This window comes from Bradyrhizobium sp. CCBAU 11434, assembly GCF_028128895.1.
Taxonomy (GTDB): Bacteria; Pseudomonadota; Alphaproteobacteria; order Rhizobiales; family Xanthobacteraceae; genus Bradyrhizobium; species Bradyrhizobium zhengyangense.
Map to the genome: position 1 here is coordinate 1 of NZ_LBJX01000067.1, position 16538 is coordinate 16538.

Below are 16538 nucleotides of genomic sequence, written 5' to 3' on the forward strand. Positions count from 1 at the left end.
AGGCCGCCCGCGCCGAAGGCCGCGCGAGCACCGGCCGCCGCACCGGTTCCGCTCGCACCGCCGCCGGGCGCGGCTCCCGCGGCTGCGGATAACGACTAGTTCGGCTTTGAAAACCCGGGCATGGCCCGCTAATGCTGGGTCATGCCACTCCATCTGATCAAGCTTGCCGTCGGCTGCGACTCCGTCAAGGAATTGAAGGGGTGGGTCGCCGAACGGATGCAGACGGCCAAGAAAAAGGGCCTGCCGCAACACCACATCCATATCACCCGCATGGTGCCGAAGCGCGACGCCGAAATTCTCGCCGGCGGATCGCTCTATTGGGTCATCAAGGGCGAGATCGCCGCGCGTGAAAAGATCATCGGCATCGAGCCATTCCGCGACAAGGACGGCATCGGACGCTGCCGGATCGTGATGCAGCCGAAGGTGGTCTCGGTGTCGCCGCGACCGATGCGCCCGTTCCAGGGCTGGCGTTATCTCACCGACGATTCCGTGCCGCCCGATCTCGGCAAGTCGGCCGCAGGCACCATCGCGGCGATGCCTGAGCCGATGCGGCGCGAACTGCGCGATCTCGGATTGCTCTGAGCATGATCCGGAAAAGTGCGCGGCGGTTTTCCGGAAAGATCATGCTCCAACAATAACCTGAAGCGCGATGCCGTCATCGCGCTTCAAACCGCGATATTGTCGATCAACCGCGTCGTGCCGAGCCTGGCGGCGACCAGAATCCGCAGCGGCCCGTCCTTGCGCGAGGTGACGGGCGCCAGCGTCTCGGCATGGCGGAGCTCGAAATAGTCGAGCGCAAAGCCGGCCGTCGCGACCATCTCGGCGCCGCGCGCCATCGCGCTCGCGATGGCTTCGCCGGCCCGGATCCGTCCGGCGCTGTCGGTCATGGCCCGATAGAGCACCGTGGCGGTCTGGCGTTCCGTAGGCGAGAGATAGACGTTGCGGGAGGACATCGCGAGCCCGTCGCGCTCTCGGACGGTACGGGAGCCGATCACCTTCACGCCGAGGTCGAGGTCGCGCGTCATCTGCGTCACCACGCGCAATTGTTGAAAGTCCTTCTCGCCGAAGATCGCGACGTCAGGCCGGCATTGTGTGAACAGCTTGCCGACGACGGTGGCGACGCCGCCGAAGAAGTGCGGGCGGAAGCGGTCTTCGAGCCCGGCCAGTGCCGGCCCCTCCGGGACGATACGCGTCGCAAAGCCCTCCGGATACATCGCCTCGACGCCGGGGTGCCAGACGATGTCGACATCCTCGGCCGCAAGCTTGGCGATGTCGGATTTCCAGGTCCGCGGATAGGCGCCGAGATCCTCTGATGGCGAAAACTGGGTCGGGTTCACGAAGATCGACACGACGACGCGGCTCGCGCGCCGCTTGGCGAGGCGCACCAGCGACACATGCCCGTCATGGAGCGCCCCCATGGTCGGCACCAGCGCGACCGTGGCCTTTCGCTTGCGAAGATTGTCGACGGCGCGTCGCAGGACGGGCACCGTGCGGGTGATCAGGGGGCTTGGTGACATCAGAACTCGGGATGGTTGGGGGTGGGCGCCGCCAGCCGCGCAGCCGGCTAACCTTAACAAGCGCCGGTCGTGGACGCCATGCATCGACATCGGGCACAGCATTCCCTGCAGCGAGGATGTCGCGTCGTTGTGGGCTGGATCACAGACGAAAGGCCGCGACGCGATTCATGATGACCATCATCGCACTGTGATTTCGTTATCCTGTCACGCATTTCACTTGACCGCAGACGCGGCCAACTCGAAGATATTGTTTAAGGGGTGTTGAGGATCGCCATGCTTGTGCAGGCTAGCCAAAGCCAATCCGGCTCGGCGCACGTCGTTGTGCTCGGCAATGAGAAGGGCGGCTCCGGCAAATCGACCACCGCCCTGCACATCGCGGTTGCGCTCCTGAAGGCTGGTCAGCGCGTCGCCACCATCGACCTCGACTGCCGCCAGCAAAGCTTCACCCGCTACATCAACAACCGTTCTGCCTGGGCGCGCCGCACCAAGCTCGACCTCGAGTTGCCGGTGCATCGCTGCATCAAGCTCGGCGAAACCATGCTGATCGCCGAGAACGAGAATTCCGAGTTCCAGCAGTTCATGGAGGCGGTCTCGGCGGTCGAGAGCAGTTTCGACTTCATCGTCATCGATACGCCCGGCACCGACAGCTATTTGATGCGGCTGGCCCATTCGATGGCGGACACGCTGGTCACGCCGATCAACGACAGCTTCCTCGATTTCGACGTGCTCGGTACCGTCGATCCCACCAATTACGCGGTAACGGGAGAAAGCCATTACGCCGAAATGGTGCGCGATGTCAGGCGCAAGCGTCGTCAACTCGACGGCTCGACCACCGACTGGATCGTGGTGCGCAATCGCCTGTCGATGCTCGGCTCTCGCAACAAGCAGCTCGTCGCCGATGGGCTGAAGGACTTATCGCTGCGGCTCGGCTTCCGCTACGTCGATGGCTTCGCCGAACGTGTCGTCTATCGCGAGTTCTTCCCGCGTGGCCTCACGGCACTCGACGAGATCGACGAGGCCACGCTCGGGATGCGGCCCAATCTTGGCCATCTCACCGCGCGGGAGGAGGTGACGAGCCTGCTGCGCCAGCTCAAGCTGCCGCTCGACGAGCGCGGCCGCCGCCGTGCGGCAAATCGCGCCGAGTGGTTCAGCCAGGTGGACAAGCCGCTCGAGGTCCACGACATCCTCGGCGCCTAGGCACGGTACGCTGTTACTTCCCGGTCGATCATGACAGCCGGTTCCCGCCGGAACGGATGTCGCCTGCAGTTGTTTTCACCGGGCATTCACCGTGAAATTGAACCCGATCGTGACGGGTTGCGTCGGATGGTCATCTGTACCCGGAGGTAGCGGTATCAGAACGCGGTGCCCACCAAACGTGTGCATCGCACAATGAAAGGGCTGTCAGTTCACAATATTTGGCCTTCCTGTCACGCGCCTGTGACATATATTGGGGAATAGGCGACCAGGGGCCGAAGAGCTCCGGAAGAAACACGGTTTTCAACAGGGATCAGGTCGCACGGCCTGAGGCTGAGGACGAAAATGAAGCGTGGAATTGCCGTTCTGGTTTGTGTGGGAGCCCTCTTCAGTGTCGCCTATTTCACGGCGAGCAAGTGGGCCATCAAGCACGAGACCATCACCTTCTACGACCCTTCGCGCGATAATCGTCCCGTGCCTGTCGACATCGCGATCCGTCGCGACAAGGAAATGCAGGCGAATGCCGGCATGATCACGCTTCCGGTTGCGGTGATCAATCACGGCAACACCGTCAAGAACACCGAGTACGGCTTTCTCGCCAACATCTTCGCTGCGCGTGGCTACCTGGTCGTAAGCCCGCAGCATGATTTGCCGACCGATCCGCCGATGGTGACCAAGCCTGGCGAGCTCTATGTCGGCCGCCTGCCGCAGATTCTGCGCGGCGTCGCCAATATCCATCTGGCGATGCAGGAGATGAAGAAGGTTCAGCCCAACGCTGACTACACCAGGGTGACGATGGTTGGCCATTCCATGGGCGGCGACATCACTATGTATTTCGCCAAGCAATATCCGGACGAGGTCAAGAAGGTCGTGACGCTGGACAATCTCCGCGTGCCCTTCGTCACCGCTGGTAAATTCAAGATTCTTTCGTTCCGCTCTCACGATCCGCAGTTCAAGACTGATCCGGGCGTGCTCCCGACCGACGAGGAGTGCGAGAAGGCCGGTATCCAGGTCGTGAAGACCGACTTCCAGCACAACGACATGCGCGACACAGGTCCGGACGACGCCAAGAACTCGATCCAGGGCATGCTTGATAAATTCTTGAGCGACACCGACAGCGCAATTGCGCCGGTCGACACCCGTTCGGCTCCGCCCAAGATCCTGGAGCCGGGTCCGGTGGCTCTGATGGCGCCCGCCAAGAGCTAATCCGAGAAGAGCTGATCGAAACAAGTCTCAAAGCCTCCGCCGGCTCCCGCCTGCGGAGGCTTTGCACATTGACCGGGCAGGGCACGCCATCCACATTGGTGGCCTGAGACCCGATGTGACGATGGATGCCCGACGACCCCACCAAACCCCGCCAGAGCGATGCCGTGTCGGCGCGAGCCGAGAGCGACGGCGTGCTGCCGCAGGCAAAGAGCTCGACCTCCGAGGATGTCGCCGCCTTCGTTGCCAAGGCGCGGGCATTGTCTCCGCATGCACCGGGTGCGAAGGGCCGCTTGATCTTCGCACTGGATGCGACGATGAGCCGGCAGCCGACCTGGGACATGGCCTGCGCGCTTCAGGCCGACATGTTTCGCGAGGCTGCTGCGCTTGGCAGCCTCGACATCCGACTGGTCTACTATCGCGGCTACAATGAATGCCGCGCGACGGGCTGGATTTCCGACAGCAGCAAGCTGGCGACGCTGATGAGCAAGATCGATTGTCGCGGCGGCGACACCCAGATCGGCAGAGTGCTGACCGACGCGCGGCGCGAGGCGGTTACATCAGGTGTGCGTGCTGTCGTCTTCGTCGGCGACGCAATGGAGGAGAAGGTCGACGCGCTCTGCGCCAAGGCCGGCGAGCTCGGCATGCTGAAGGTGCCGGTGTTCCTGTTTCAGGAAGGCCATGATGCAGTCGCCGAACAGGCGTTTCGCGAGATTGCGCGTCTGACCGGCGGTGCCTGGTGCCGGTTCGATCCGGGCGCGGCGGCACAGCTGCGCGAGCTGTTGAGGGCCGCTGCGGCCTACGCAGCTGGAGGCCGCGAGGCATTGCTGAGACTGGCTAAGACGGCGAGTGGCGCCGCGCAACTGATCGGACAAATGAAGTAACGCCTCACGCCGGCGCGGCCTGCGTCGGAGACGAAGCCGCAACGGGCGGCAGCAGGCGTCCCTGCACGATCAGGCGCAGCGTGCCGAGCATGATTAGTCCGACCACGAGGTTGGCGGCCGCGAACAGATAAGGCGCGAGCAGAGCGATCGCGCCGGTGTCGCCGTGCCCGACCACGCGGATTGGCGCGATCGCAAGCGCGGTGGCGCCGAAGGTGAAGCTCCAATAGGACACCGAGAACGGTTGCTCCATGATCCAGGGCAACAATCGAAGCAGCAGGAGCGCCATCATCAGCCCATAGCCGATGAGGATATGCGCGAACATGTCCGGGACACCGCCATTGATTGCGAGATAGGCGACCGCGCCGACCACGGGCGGCGCAAGTTGAATGCCGAGCGTCGGACGCAGCGCGACGGGAAGCGTCTCGACGGTATAGAGACGGTGCAGCAGCACGGATTCGATTGCGAACCAGGAGAACAGCGCCACGCCGAAGGCGAGCTGCCCCCAGTCGGGGTAGCCCAGCGCCGCTGAGACGCCGGCGGTGACGAAGCCGCCCGCAACGGTTGGCAAATAGAGGACCGGCGTTGTCGCGGTGTGATCGCGGTTGCCGCGCCACAGCAGTCCCGTCCGCCACAGTGCGAAACCGAGCGTAAACGCTCCGCCGAGCCCGAACAGGATCATGGCGGCATGGTGCGAATAGGGCGCAGCAGCGAGCGCGATCAGCATGGTGGAGACGCCGGCGAGGCCGATGAAGCAGCACTGGACCGGGTGATGCGCTTCACTGACCGACTCGGCGCGTGCAAAAATCCAGCGCAGCACGAACAGCCCAATCAGAACCGCCCAGACGATCGAGGCGACGGCGAGAATGATTTCGCCGATGATCGCCGGCAACTGCCAAACCTGGTGTGCGGCACGCCATGCATTGCCGAGACCCGCAAGGCCCAGGACGATACCGAAGAAGGCGGCCGGCACGATCGGTGGCTTGAATCCCTCGCTCATCGTCTTCCCCAAAGCCCCCTCATCATTTCCTGGGTGGTGATGCGACCTTCGCTGCTTCCGAGTGCGCCGGAATGATGGGGGCAACTGCTTATGGCAACAGAACAGCTTTTGTCACCGTCCGAACGTGGACGGAGGGAAGGACATCATGCTTTTTGACAAGAGGGCGACTATATTCCCACCATGACTCTGATCGCCGGCCTCGTCGCCGTTATCACGCTCTATCTGCTGCTCCAGATGTTCCGCGCCGCCAATCCGGCCGTGCTTGCGCGCGCCATCAAGGTCGGGGGCGGCGTGGTGGCGCTCGCAGTGGCCGCCTTCACCGGCCTGCGGGGCGAACTGGCGGTGGCGATCCCGCTCGGACTATTCGGGGCTGGTTTGCTCGGCTGGACGCCGCTCGCGAATGCAGGCTTTGGCAATGTCCGGGGCCTGTTCAGGGGTGGCGCATCGCGCTCATCCGGTCAGACCTCGCGCGTGCGATCACAATTCCTGGATATGCGGCTCGATCATGATTCCGGCGAGCTCTCGGGCCAGATCGTCGCCGGGCCTCACGCCGGGCGCGGTCTTGAAGAGTTCGATCTTGCAAGTTTGCTGGCGATGGTCCCGGCGTTCGATGCCGAGAGCGTGGCCTTACTTGAAAGCTATCTGGACCGCCGGTTTCCCGCCTGGCGTCAGAACGCGCAGGGCGACGCGGCAGGGGGGCAGCGCCGCGCGGCGGCGAGCGGCAAAATGACGGCGGAGGAAGCCTATCAGATCCTTGGCTTGCAGCCGGGAGCGGGGCGCGACGACATCAGCCGGGCGCACAAATCCCTCATGAAGAAACTGCATCCCGACCAGGGGGGCTCGACGTACCTCGCTGCCCGGGTAAACGAGGCCAAGGATACTCTGCTTCGTACGCATAACGGCTAACTCCGGCACCACGCCACAAACGCCCGTACCGCGTGAGTTCCGCTTGCTCTGTTTGCCGTCGCCCCGATGCCCGCCATTGTCGGCGTGGTCGATCCCTTGAGCAAAGTTTTAACCGTAAATTCTTGACGAGAGGTTGTCGCGGAACAGCCTGCAGCGCCACCGCGTCCTCAAAAACAAAAATGCCCGCGCAAGGCGCGGGCATTTTGGCTTGGAAGGATCTGAGAGATTAGTTGCGGACGGTCATGCAGGAGATGTCGGCGCGCTTCAGCGTCTTGCACACCGCCTCGGCCTGGTCCCGCTCGAGCCCGGCAAAGCGGGCGCGGTAGAGCTTGCGATTGTCCCTCGCGACGACCGGCTCGGTGAACGGATCGGCCCTGCTGAGTAGACCGCGGGCCGAGCTGCGAGCGGCTTCGATGCGCTGCTGGGCCTCGCTCTCGCTCTCGAGCGCGCCGACCTGCACGATCCAGCCGCTATGGGTGATGGCCGGCTTGGTGGCGCTCATTTGGATCGGCTGCGGGGACGGATCGGCGGAGGCAAGCTTGGCAACCGGTGCGGGCGCCGCAGCGGTGGCGGCCGGCAGCACGCCGAGAACGCCGTTGCCAGTGCCGAAGCCAGCAGGTTGCTGCGGCAGTTCGGCTCGGGCGGGCTCCGGCTTGTTGACCATGTCGGCCCTGGCGACGACGGCGCCGGACGTCTCGGCGATCTCACCGCGGGCCGGAATCGTGTTGGTGACCTGCGGGGCGACCTGTGTCGGGGCGGCGGAGGCCACCTTGACTGCGCCGGCCTTGACTTGAACCGTCTTCACCCGGACCGGCTTCATCGGCTCGGACGAACCCGGAATGAGGGCAAGCGGCTGGCTTGAGATCACGCCATTGGTGAGAGGTGCGGGCTCGATCTTGGACTCGGTGGGCCTGGCTTCAGGCTTGGGTTGAGCCGGCGGCATCGCTGCGGTCGCGGCTGCAAGCGTGGCGAGGCGGGAGGCCGGACGCGGCGCGGGGGCCTCGGGAGCAGGAGCGGCTGCGACCTGGACCGGCGGAACGGGCCGAGCCGGGGTCTCCGATGCATCGGCGACGTCGCTGCTGGCATCGGCACCGTTGCGCTCGGTCACTGCGGCAACCGTGTGGGTGGTTGCGCCCTTCTCGAGGTTCTCGGCGAGCAGATTGCGCATGATGGCGTCGCGCGAGCCGCCGCTGCGGCCGCCGAGCACCACGCCGATGAGGTGGCGGTTGCCACGGCGCATCGACGTCACGAGATTGAAGCCGGAGGCGCGGGTGTAACCGGTCTTGATGCCGTCGACGCCCTCGACGCTGCCGAGCAGGTGATTGTGGTTGCGGATCTGCTCGCCACGCCAGGTGAACGAGGTGGTCGAGAAGTAGCGATAGTAGCGCGGGAAGCGCTCCTGGATGGCGCGGCCGAGCGTCGCCTGGTCGCGCGCAGTGGTCACCTGCTCGTCGTTGGGTAGGCCATTGGCGTTGCGGTAAACTGTCCTGGACATGCCGAGTGCGCGCGCCTTGCGCGTCATCATCGCGGCGAAATCGTCCTCGTCGCCGCCGATCGCTTCAGCGATCACGACAGCGGCGTCATTGGCCGAGCGGGTGACGAGGCCCTTGATCGCGTCCTCGACGCGGATGGTCTGGCCGGCACGCAGGTTCAGCTTGGTCGGATCCTGGTCGGCGGCGTGCTGCGACACCGGCATCTCGGTGTCGAGCTTCATCTTGCCGGACTCCAGACGCTCGAACAGCAGATAGAGCGTCATGATCTTGGTGAGCGAAGCCGGATGGCGAATGCCATCGGGGCTGGTCGATTGCAGCACCGCACCGGAATTCCCGTCGACGATGATCGACGCGAATTGCGGACTGTAGCTCTCGGAGGCCTCGTGATGCACCCGGTGGTGCGCATAGTGCCGCCGGTAGCGCCGTGCGTCGGCTGCATCGGTCGTGAAGATGACGGCTGTGGTGACCGTGAGAAGCCCGAAAACGCCAACCCGCGCCAAGCGCGAGGAAGACCAGTTGCTACGAAGCATGGAACCCCGTCCCCGTTTGTGACTTGATCACCGGCTCGTGAGGCGAAATTGTGCCCTGCGGACCCGGGATCATTACCTGCTCAGGCTGTCCCTCCGCTGGTGTTCACTGCGGGGGACGTTGGGCCTGAGCCGCTGTTCTGGCTAAGGTGATGTTCTCAAACGGCTTTTGGCCGCCTGCGGAAGTGAACACGTCCAGGGAATCAGGGTAGGGTGCCGCGGTTTCCAAAAGCTTAAGAAAACCTTGCGGGAAAGCCCGGGAATTTCCGCAACTTGCGCCGAATTTTGTGCGTCGCACAAGATTCTTGACTTTTTTGTGCGTTGCACTATTTGTGGGCAGAGTCAGGGAGCCGGGGCTTCCGGACGCGAGCCAGGGAAAAGGATTCCAAGATGTTCAAGGTTGAAGACTTTCAGAACTACGGGAAAGAGCATTTCGAGACCTGCGTTGCCTCCGCGAGCTCGGTGCAGCACGGCCTCCAGGCGATCGCCAGCGCGTATGGCGACTACACCAAGAAGTCGTTCGAAGACACCAAGTCGTTCGTCGAGAAGCTTTCCGGCGTGAAGTCGCTGGACAAGGCGCTCGAAGCCCAGACCGATTTCGCCCGTTCCGCCTACGAGACCTTCGTCGCGGAATCGCAGAAGATCGCCGGCCTCTACAGCGACCTCGCCAAGCAGGCGTTCAAGCCGGTTGAGACGGTCGTGTCGAAGTTCACCCCGGCGGCCCAGTAAGTTTCTGAACTGATGAAATCACAAAGCCCGGCTGCATCAGCCGGGCTTTTTTCGTTTGCGCAAGGCTCTGGTCAGCGTGCCACGCGCAGCTTCGACAGCGACGTGCCGATGCTCTGGAACACCGAGACGGTCTGGCTTGCCGAGCGGACCAGGTAGAACTTGTCGCTGCTGCTGGCGCAATATTGCAGCACGCCTGAGGTCGGATCGCCGCCGGTATTGACCTGCACCGTGTAGATCGTGATGTTCGCGGCCTTGGCGTTGTCGCACAGCTTCTTCTGCCGCGCGTCGATCTGCGAGGCGTTGCTGTACCAGCGGTTCTGCGTGTTGAGCCCGTCGGACAGCAGGACGATGGCGTCCTTGTAGGTATAGTTCAAATCCTTGGCGGGCGCATTCGTGGGATCGCCCGTCGACAATGTCATCCAGCCCCAGGCGAGACCAATGCCCTGGTTGGTGTTGCCGGTCGGCTTCATGTTGTCGATCACCGTCTTGAGCGAGGACCAGTTGTAGCTCAGCGGCACGATCGGCTGCAGATAGGCTGAGCTGCCCGTGGTGCAATAGGAATATTGGTCGGCCGGAAAGAGCGTCGCGGAATTGCCGTTCGTCGGCGTCGTGTTCTTGATGTCATAGTCCTGGTCGCGGTCCACCACGCACCCGGTCCACGTATTGTGATTGGCCGGTGTCCAGGTCTTGCTGTTGTTCACGCATGAAGATTGGTTCGTATAGCGCGAGCTGCTGCAGCTCCCGTTCGCGGCATCCCAGTCGGTGAAATCTATCCAGTACTTGCTGTAATTGTCGGCGCCGACATTGACGTCCTTGGCGAACGGGACGATCGAGATGTAGATGTCGCCGTCGGCCTTGGCGAGCGCGCTGAGCTGATCGATCAGGTTCTTCGCGGCGGTCTGCATTGCCGGCATCTTGCCGGCGTCGGCCATGGATCCCGTATTGTCGAGCACCATCGCCACGCGCATCCGCATCGTTCCCCAGGCGCTTGAGGCATTGATGCCAAGCTTCGGGAAGCCGGCGATCTTCATGAAGGTGGTCGTGAAATTGCCGTCACCAGTGAGCTGGATGGTCGAACCCGCGGATGTGCTCGCGGTATAGGTCGCGGTGACCGTGACGCTCGGCAGCGCGGACTTGTCGGTGAACAGCGCGTTGAAATAGGTCGTGGCCTTCGTGCTGATCTGCGATGTGGCGATGGCGCCGGACGACAGGTCCTTGGAGAGCATGAGGGCGGCAGAGTCGAGCGCTGCCTGCATCGAGGTGCGGGCTTTGACCGCGCGGCTGTAGTCGACCGCCGCACCGACGAAGCTCAGGACCGGAACGAGCGCTATGGCAAAGATCACGGCATAATTGCCTTGCTCAGCCCGGGCGAAACGGGCGAGCTGCCGTCCAAGGCGGCTGACAACGGGCAGGCGCAACATGACAACCCCGACATGTGTGGTTTGCCGGATTTCGCGCCACAGCGTTGAACGAGGGGTAAATCAGACCGTAGAAACCCGGAGGAATGGCCGAGCCAAAGCGTCGCGGTCAGGTTCCTGATCAGCATGTTCTGAGCAGGCCGGCTGGAAGTTTTTGTCAAACCGGTCCGGATTGACTAACCTTGCGCAGGATCGCCCGGACCGGGAATCGGGGCGCCGCGGTCGCATCGGCTGAGCCTTTGCATGCTTGCGGCGAGCCGGGGGCGGGCCCATATTGCCTGCAATCGATCCGGCTCGGCCGGACCGGTTGGAAGCGGCGATCCGACGAGGCGGCGCGCCGGCGCGAGACCCACGCGTGTGGGCGGCGCGGCGGACCGTCAGACGCTTCCGTGGGGAATTTGAACGCCTGAGCCATGCTGCAATTGACTTCCAGACTCGACCTGTCCGCGGCTGCCGCCGCCCATGCTCCCCGGATGAGCAACGACGAGAACCGTTCCGGTGGCCCGGCGGGTCCGAACACGTCTGTCATTACCAAGGTCAAGCCCAAGACCAAGCGGCCGAACCTCTATCGTGTGCTGATCCTGAACGACGATTACACGCCGATGGAATTCGTGGTCCATGTGCTGGAAAAGTTCTTCCAGAAGGACGTCGAGGCCGCGACCAAGATCATGCTGCATGTCCATCATCACGGGATCGGCGAGTGCGGTGTGTTTACCTACGAGATTGCCGAGACCAAGGTCACGCAGGTGATGGATTTCGCCCGCAAGCACCAGCATCCCCTGCAATGCGTGATGGAAAAGAAGTAACCGCGCGTTCGAATCCAGTGTTCTTTAGATCGGTTCTGTTCGTGCGGTGTGTGACGTCAGCGCATGCTGCGGCGTGATCCGGCCGACTCAGCGCCGGCGCCTGTCCTGCCCAAATGGGTAGTTTTGCCTAAATCGGAACGGGTTTTGCATCGAGAATGCGGTGGGTGCGTAATGCCCGTAGAGTCGCGGAACCGGTCTTTTGCCGCGATCTTGTATAACTATATGTGACAAAGGTTGTTGTTGCCTGACCGGGCGATGGCGATCATGATGGTGGGGGCCATAGAGGACGCGAATGCCGACTTTTTCCCAAAGCCTTGAACAATCCCTGCATCGTGCACTGGCGATCGCCAACGAGCGTCATCACCAATACGCGACGCTCGAGCATCTCCTGCTTTCCCTGATCGATGATTCCGACGCGGCCGCAGTCATGCGGGCCTGCAGCGTTGATCTCGACAAGTTGCGCACGAGCCTTGTCAACTATCTTGAGACCGAATTCGAGAATCTGGTGACGGATGGCGCCGACGATGCCAAGCCGACCGCCGGCTTCCAGCGCGTGATCCAGCGTGCGGTGATCCATGTGCAGTCCTCCGGTCGCGAAGAGGTGACCGGTGCGAATGTGCTGATCGCGATCTTCGCCGAGCGCGAGAGCCATGCCGCGTACTTCCTGCAGGAGCAGGACATGACGCGCTACGACGCCGTCAACTACATCAGCCACGGCATTGCCAAGCGGCCGGGCGTCTCCGAGGCGCGGCCCGTGCGCGGCGTCGACGAGGAGACCGAGACCAAGGGCAGCGAGGACGCCAAGAAGAAGGGCGAGGCGCTCGAGACCTATTGCGTCAACCTCAACAAGAAGGCGCGCGACGGCAAGATCGACCCGGTGATCGGACGCAATTCCGAGATCAACCGCGCGATCCAGGTGCTGTGCCGCCGGCAGAAGAACAATCCGCTGTTCGTGGGCGAGGCCGGCGTCGGCAAGACCGCGATCGCGGAGGGCCTCGCCAAGCGCATCGTCGACAGCGAGGTGCCGGAGGTTCTGGCCGCTGCGACCGTGTTCTCGCTCGACATGGGCACGCTGCTCGCGGGCACGCGGTATCGTGGTGACTTCGAGGAGCGCCTGAAGCAGGTCCTGAAGGAGCTCGAGGCGCATCCCAACGCCATCCTGTTCATCGACGAGATCCACACCGTGATCGGTGCGGGCGCGACGTCGGGCGGGGCCATGGACGCTTCAAACCTGCTCAAGCCGGCGCTTGCCTCGGGCACGATCCGCTGCATGGGCTCGACCACCTACAAGGAATACCGCCAGCACTTTGAGAAGGACCGCGCGCTGGTGCGGCGCTTTCAGAAGATCGACATCAACGAGCCGACCGTCGAGGACGCCATCGCAATCCTCAAGGGCCTCAAGCCGTATTTCGAGGACTACCATCGGCTGAAGTACACCAATGAGGCGATCGAGGCTGCGGTGCAGCTGTCCTCGCGCTACATCCACGACCGCAAGCTGCCCGACAAGGCGATCGACGTGATCGACGAGTCCGGTGCGGCGCAGATGCTGGTCGCCGAGAACAAGCGCAAGAAGACCATCGGCATCAAGGAGATCGAAACCACGATCGCCTCGATGGCGCGGATCCCGCCGAAGAGCGTGTCGAAGGACGATGCCGAGGTGCTCAAGCATCTCGAGCAGACGCTGAAGCGCACCGTGTTCGGCCAGGACAAGGCGATCGAGTCGCTCGCCGCCTCGATCAAGCTCGCACGCGCGGGCCTGCGCGAGCCGGAGAAGCCGATCGGCTGCTACCTGTTCTCGGGTCCGACCGGCGTCGGCAAGACCGAAGTTGCCAAGCAACTCGCGGCGTCGCTTGGCGTCGAGCTGTTGCGCTTCGACATGTCCGAATACATGGAGCGGCATACTGTGTCGCGTCTGATCGGCGCGCCTCCCGGCTATGTCGGTTTCGACCAGGGCGGTCTGCTGACCGACGGCGTCGACCAGCATCCGCATTGCGTGGTGCTGCTCGACGAAATCGAGAAGGCGCATCCCGACCTCTACAACGTGCTGCTCCAGATCATGGATCACGGCCGGCTCACCGACCACAACGGCAAGCAGGTCAACTTCCGTAACGTGATCCTGATCATGACAACGAACGCGGGCGCTTCGGATCTCGCCAAGCAGGCCTTCGGCTTCACGCGCTCGAAGCGGGAAGGCGACGATCACGAGGCGATCAACCGGCAGTTCGCGCCGGAATTCCGCAACCGTCTCGATGCCATCGTCTCGTTCGGCCATCTCAGCGTCGAGGTGATCGGCACCGTGGTCGAGAAGTTCGTGCTTCAGCTCGAGGCGCAGCTCGGCGACCGCGACGTCACCATCGAGCTGTCCGAGCCCGCCAAGGCCTGGCTGGTCCAGCACGGCTATGACGAGCAGATGGGTGCGCGGCCGATGGCTCGCGTCATCCAGGAGCACATCAAGAAGCCGCTGGCCGACGAGGTGCTGTTCGGCAAGCTCAAGGGCGGTGGCCACGTTCGCGTCGTCCTGGTCAAGGACGAGGCCGACGAGACCAAGGAAAAGATCGGCTTCGAGTTCGTCGAGGGTCCGGTCACCCCGAAGCAGGAAAAACTGCCCGCCCGCAAGCGTCCGCCGGGCAAGCCCAACAAGCCGGGCGGCCCCGGCGGCTCCAAGGGACCGACCTCGAAGGGCCCGCTGGTCAAGGCTTGATCGGCGTATCATGAATCGAAAAGGCCGGCTGCAGAGCCGGCCTTTTTGTTTGGAGCGCAATGCCGGGGTCTAGGTGCCGGCTTCAGGCGCGGCGGCCGCTGGCGGCCGCGGTTTCTTTGGCGCGGGCGGCCGTGTGCGGGGAGGAGGGGCCACAGGCTGCATCGTTACGATGACCGGGTTCGGCTTGTGATCAGTTGCTGCGCCCGTTGCGGCATCGACGCCCATGCCGATGGCACCGCCGAGCAGGAGATTGCCGGCAAAGCCCGCGGCCCCTCCGGTCTGGATGTCCCGGCTGAGCGGTACGATCTGCGGCTCATAGCCTTCCTTCTGGAAGGTGATCGAGACGTCGGCGTTCCGCTTCACGACCACGGAGCAAGGTGTCATGCAGGTAGTCGGAACCTCCAACCCGCTGACCACAGCTTCAACGCCTGACGGTGTGGATGAAATGCTGATGTTCTCGGTGGTGCCGCGCGTGACAGACGAGCAGCCGCCCAGCATGACGCTGAGCGCCACAATTCCAAATAAACGCATCAAATAAGTCCCCAACCCCATGTGCAATCAAGCGCAACCTGAGAGTGATGGCAATAGGCTATTGGTCCAGATGATTTAGTGACGCACAGGTTGCGCGAGGGGGCCGCGGAGACCTGTGCTTGGGAGCCGATTATTCGCCGCGCATGCGCTGATCGTCCTGCACGCGGACGTGTTCGGCGCCGCGTGCGCCGGCCGGCGATAGCCGCAACATGCTCAGCATGGCGCCGCAGAGGGCAAATCCGACGCCGGCGAGAAGCGCGATCCGGGTCCCGTCGTCCGGATAGCGTCCGAGGAACAGCGCAACCAGCGCAGCGCCGGTGGTCTGGCCGAGCAGGCGCGCGGTGCCCAGCATGCCGCTGGCGCCGCCGGCGCGCTCGCGTGGCGCGGCTGCGATCATGGTGCGGTTATTGGGCGTCTGGAACAGACCAAAGCCGGCGCCCGCCAGCGCCATCCGCCAGACCACGTCGAGCGGTGTCGGACTTGCCGGCAGGAAAGCGAGCCCGCCAAGGCCGCAGGCAAACAGCGTCAGGCCGATGCCGCCGAGCAGGCCGGCCGGATAACGTTCGACCAGGCGACCGGCGAGGGGAGCCGCGCACGCCACTGCGATCGGCCATGGCGTGATCAACAGACCCATATGAACGGCCGAATAGCCAAAGCGGCTTTGGAGGTAGAAGGGGATCGCGACGAAGGCCAGCATCTGCCCGCAGAACGAGGCGATCGAGGTCGCGATCGACAGTCCGAACACCGGAATGCGCAACAGGTCGACCGGCAGCAGCGGCGACTTCATGTGCGTCTCGCGATAGATGAGCGCCGCGCCGGCGACGATCGCAATCGCGAACTGGATGAGGCATGTGATTGTCGCCTCGCCATGGCCGACGCTGTCGATCGCGGCGATGCCGACGCCGAAGGTGATGGCCGAGAGCCCCGCGCTCTGCCAGTCGAAGGAATGGCTCGCCTGGATCGTGTGCGGCAGGCTACGCAGGCCGAGCACCAGCGTGACCACGCCGAGTGGCACATTGATGGCGAACAGCCAGGGCCAGCTGCCGACCGCGAGGATGCCGGCGGCGAGCGTCGGCCCGACCGCCGCGGAGAAGGCGACCACCAGCGCGTTGAGCCCGATGCCGCGCCCGAGCAGGCTGCGCGGATAGGTGAAGCGGACCAGCGCCGAGTTGACGCTCATGATGCCGGCCGCGCCGAACCCTTGGATGATGCGCGCGATCGTGAGCAGCGCCAGCGTATGCGCCAGCGCGCAGAAGGCTGACGCAAGCGTGAACAGCACAAGGCCGACCAGATAGACGCGGCGATAACCGACGATCTCGCCGAGCGATGCCAGCGGCAGCAGGGAGATCGTGATCGCAAGCTGATAGCCGTTGACGATCCAGATCGAGAAGGCCGGGCTTGCGTTCAGGTCGGTTGCGATCGTCGGCAGCGCGACATTGGCGATGGCGCTGTCGACCACGGCCATGGTGATGCCAAGCGCAATCGTCAGCACCGCCTGGTTGCGCTGGGGTTGCGGCAGGCCGTCGGCATGCTCGATCGGGACAAACGACATGGTGGAAGCGTGCTTGATTCGAGCCGTGAGTGTCCCCTCGATTAGGAAATTGCGCCGTCCATCGCAACCCGGCACGACAC

Annotated in this window: 14 protein-coding genes; 8 read left to right on the forward strand and 6 right to left on the reverse strand. The window is 63.7% G+C overall.

The features are described 5' to 3' along the window. The first annotated feature begins 141 nt into the window (after positions 1–141). Entirely contained in the window at positions 142–582 is a 441-nt protein-coding gene (locus XI06_RS14225; protein ID WP_237861595.1) for a DUF1489 family protein, read from the forward strand. An 83-nt stretch (positions 583–665) separates the two neighbouring features. On the opposite strand, the gene panC is transcribed toward XI06_RS14225, so the two are convergent. Beyond that, positions 666–1517 (reverse strand): pantoate--beta-alanine ligase, encoded by an 852-nt coding sequence (gene panC, locus XI06_RS14230; protein WP_271605632.1) that lies wholly within the window; start codon positions 1515–1517, stop codon positions 666–668. A gap of 273 nt (positions 1518–1790) precedes the next feature. Between panC and XI06_RS14235 the strand changes: the two genes are divergently transcribed. The 3 genes from XI06_RS14235 (at position 1791) to XI06_RS14245 (ending at position 4798) form a co-directional block, all read left to right on the forward strand. After that, on the forward strand, positions 1791–2714 hold the full coding sequence (locus XI06_RS14235; protein WP_237861598.1) for a division plane positioning ATPase MipZ: 924 nt from the start codon (positions 1791–1793) through the stop codon (positions 2712–2714). A gap of 342 nt (positions 2715–3056) precedes the next feature. Then, complete coding sequence (locus XI06_RS14240) at positions 3057–3917, forward strand: alpha/beta fold hydrolase (RefSeq protein ID WP_237861599.1); 861 nt, start codon at positions 3057–3059, stop codon at positions 3915–3917. 125 nt (positions 3918–4042) lie between these two features. After that, on the forward strand, positions 4043–4798 hold the full coding sequence (locus XI06_RS14245) for a VWA domain-containing protein (protein ID WP_237873347.1): 756 nt from the start codon (positions 4043–4045) through the stop codon (positions 4796–4798). Positions 4799–4802: 4 nt separating this feature from the next. On the opposite strand, the gene tehA is transcribed toward XI06_RS14245, so the two are convergent. After that, on the reverse strand, positions 4803–5795 hold the full coding sequence (gene tehA, locus XI06_RS14250) for a dicarboxylate transporter/tellurite-resistance protein TehA (RefSeq protein WP_237873349.1): 993 nt from the start codon (positions 5793–5795) through the stop codon (positions 4803–4805). A 180-nt stretch (positions 5796–5975) separates the two neighbouring features. Between tehA and XI06_RS14255 the strand changes: the two genes are divergently transcribed. Then, positions 5976–6701, forward strand: a complete 726-nt coding sequence (locus XI06_RS14255; protein WP_237873351.1) for a DnaJ domain-containing protein — start codon at positions 5976–5978, stop codon at positions 6699–6701. Between the two features lie 226 nt (positions 6702–6927). On the opposite strand, the gene XI06_RS14260 is transcribed toward XI06_RS14255, so the two are convergent. Next, a complete protein-coding gene (locus XI06_RS14260; RefSeq protein WP_237873352.1) occupies positions 6928–8724 on the reverse strand; it encodes a serine hydrolase in 1797 nt (598 codons plus the stop codon). A 387-nt stretch (positions 8725–9111) separates the two neighbouring features. Between XI06_RS14260 and XI06_RS14265 the strand changes: the two genes are divergently transcribed. Beyond that, the gene (locus XI06_RS14265) at positions 9112–9450 is read left to right on the forward strand and encodes a phasin family protein (RefSeq protein ID WP_237861604.1); all 339 of its coding nucleotides are present in this window, start codon (positions 9112–9114) and stop codon (positions 9448–9450) included. Positions 9451–9521: 71 nt separating this feature from the next. On the opposite strand, the gene XI06_RS14270 is transcribed toward XI06_RS14265, so the two are convergent. Further along, on the reverse strand, positions 9522–10871 hold the full coding sequence (locus XI06_RS14270; protein ID WP_271605633.1) for a vWA domain-containing protein: 1350 nt from the start codon (positions 10869–10871) through the stop codon (positions 9522–9524). 470 nt (positions 10872–11341) lie between these two features. On the opposite strand from XI06_RS14270, the gene clpS reads away from it, so the two are divergent. After that, positions 11342–11674 carry an ATP-dependent Clp protease adapter ClpS gene (clpS, locus tag XI06_RS14275; RefSeq protein WP_027530069.1) on the forward strand — a complete coding sequence of 111 codons (333 nt, stop codon included), beginning with the start codon at positions 11342–11344 and terminating at the stop codon, positions 11672–11674. 292 nt (positions 11675–11966) lie between these two features. Further along, positions 11967–14375, forward strand: coding sequence for an ATP-dependent Clp protease ATP-binding subunit ClpA (gene clpA / locus XI06_RS14280; protein ID WP_237861605.1), 2409 nt, complete (start codon positions 11967–11969; stop codon positions 14373–14375). Between the two features lie 69 nt (positions 14376–14444). Here clpA and XI06_RS14285 read toward each other — a convergent pair whose 3' ends face one another. After that, positions 14445–14906, reverse strand: coding sequence for a PEGA domain-containing protein (locus XI06_RS14285; protein ID WP_271605634.1), 462 nt, complete (start codon positions 14904–14906; stop codon positions 14445–14447). Between the two features lie 130 nt (positions 14907–15036). Beyond that, positions 15037–16458, reverse strand: coding sequence for an MFS transporter (locus XI06_RS14290; RefSeq protein WP_237861607.1), 1422 nt, complete (start codon positions 16456–16458; stop codon positions 15037–15039). Between the last annotated feature and the right edge of the window lie 80 nt (positions 16459–16538).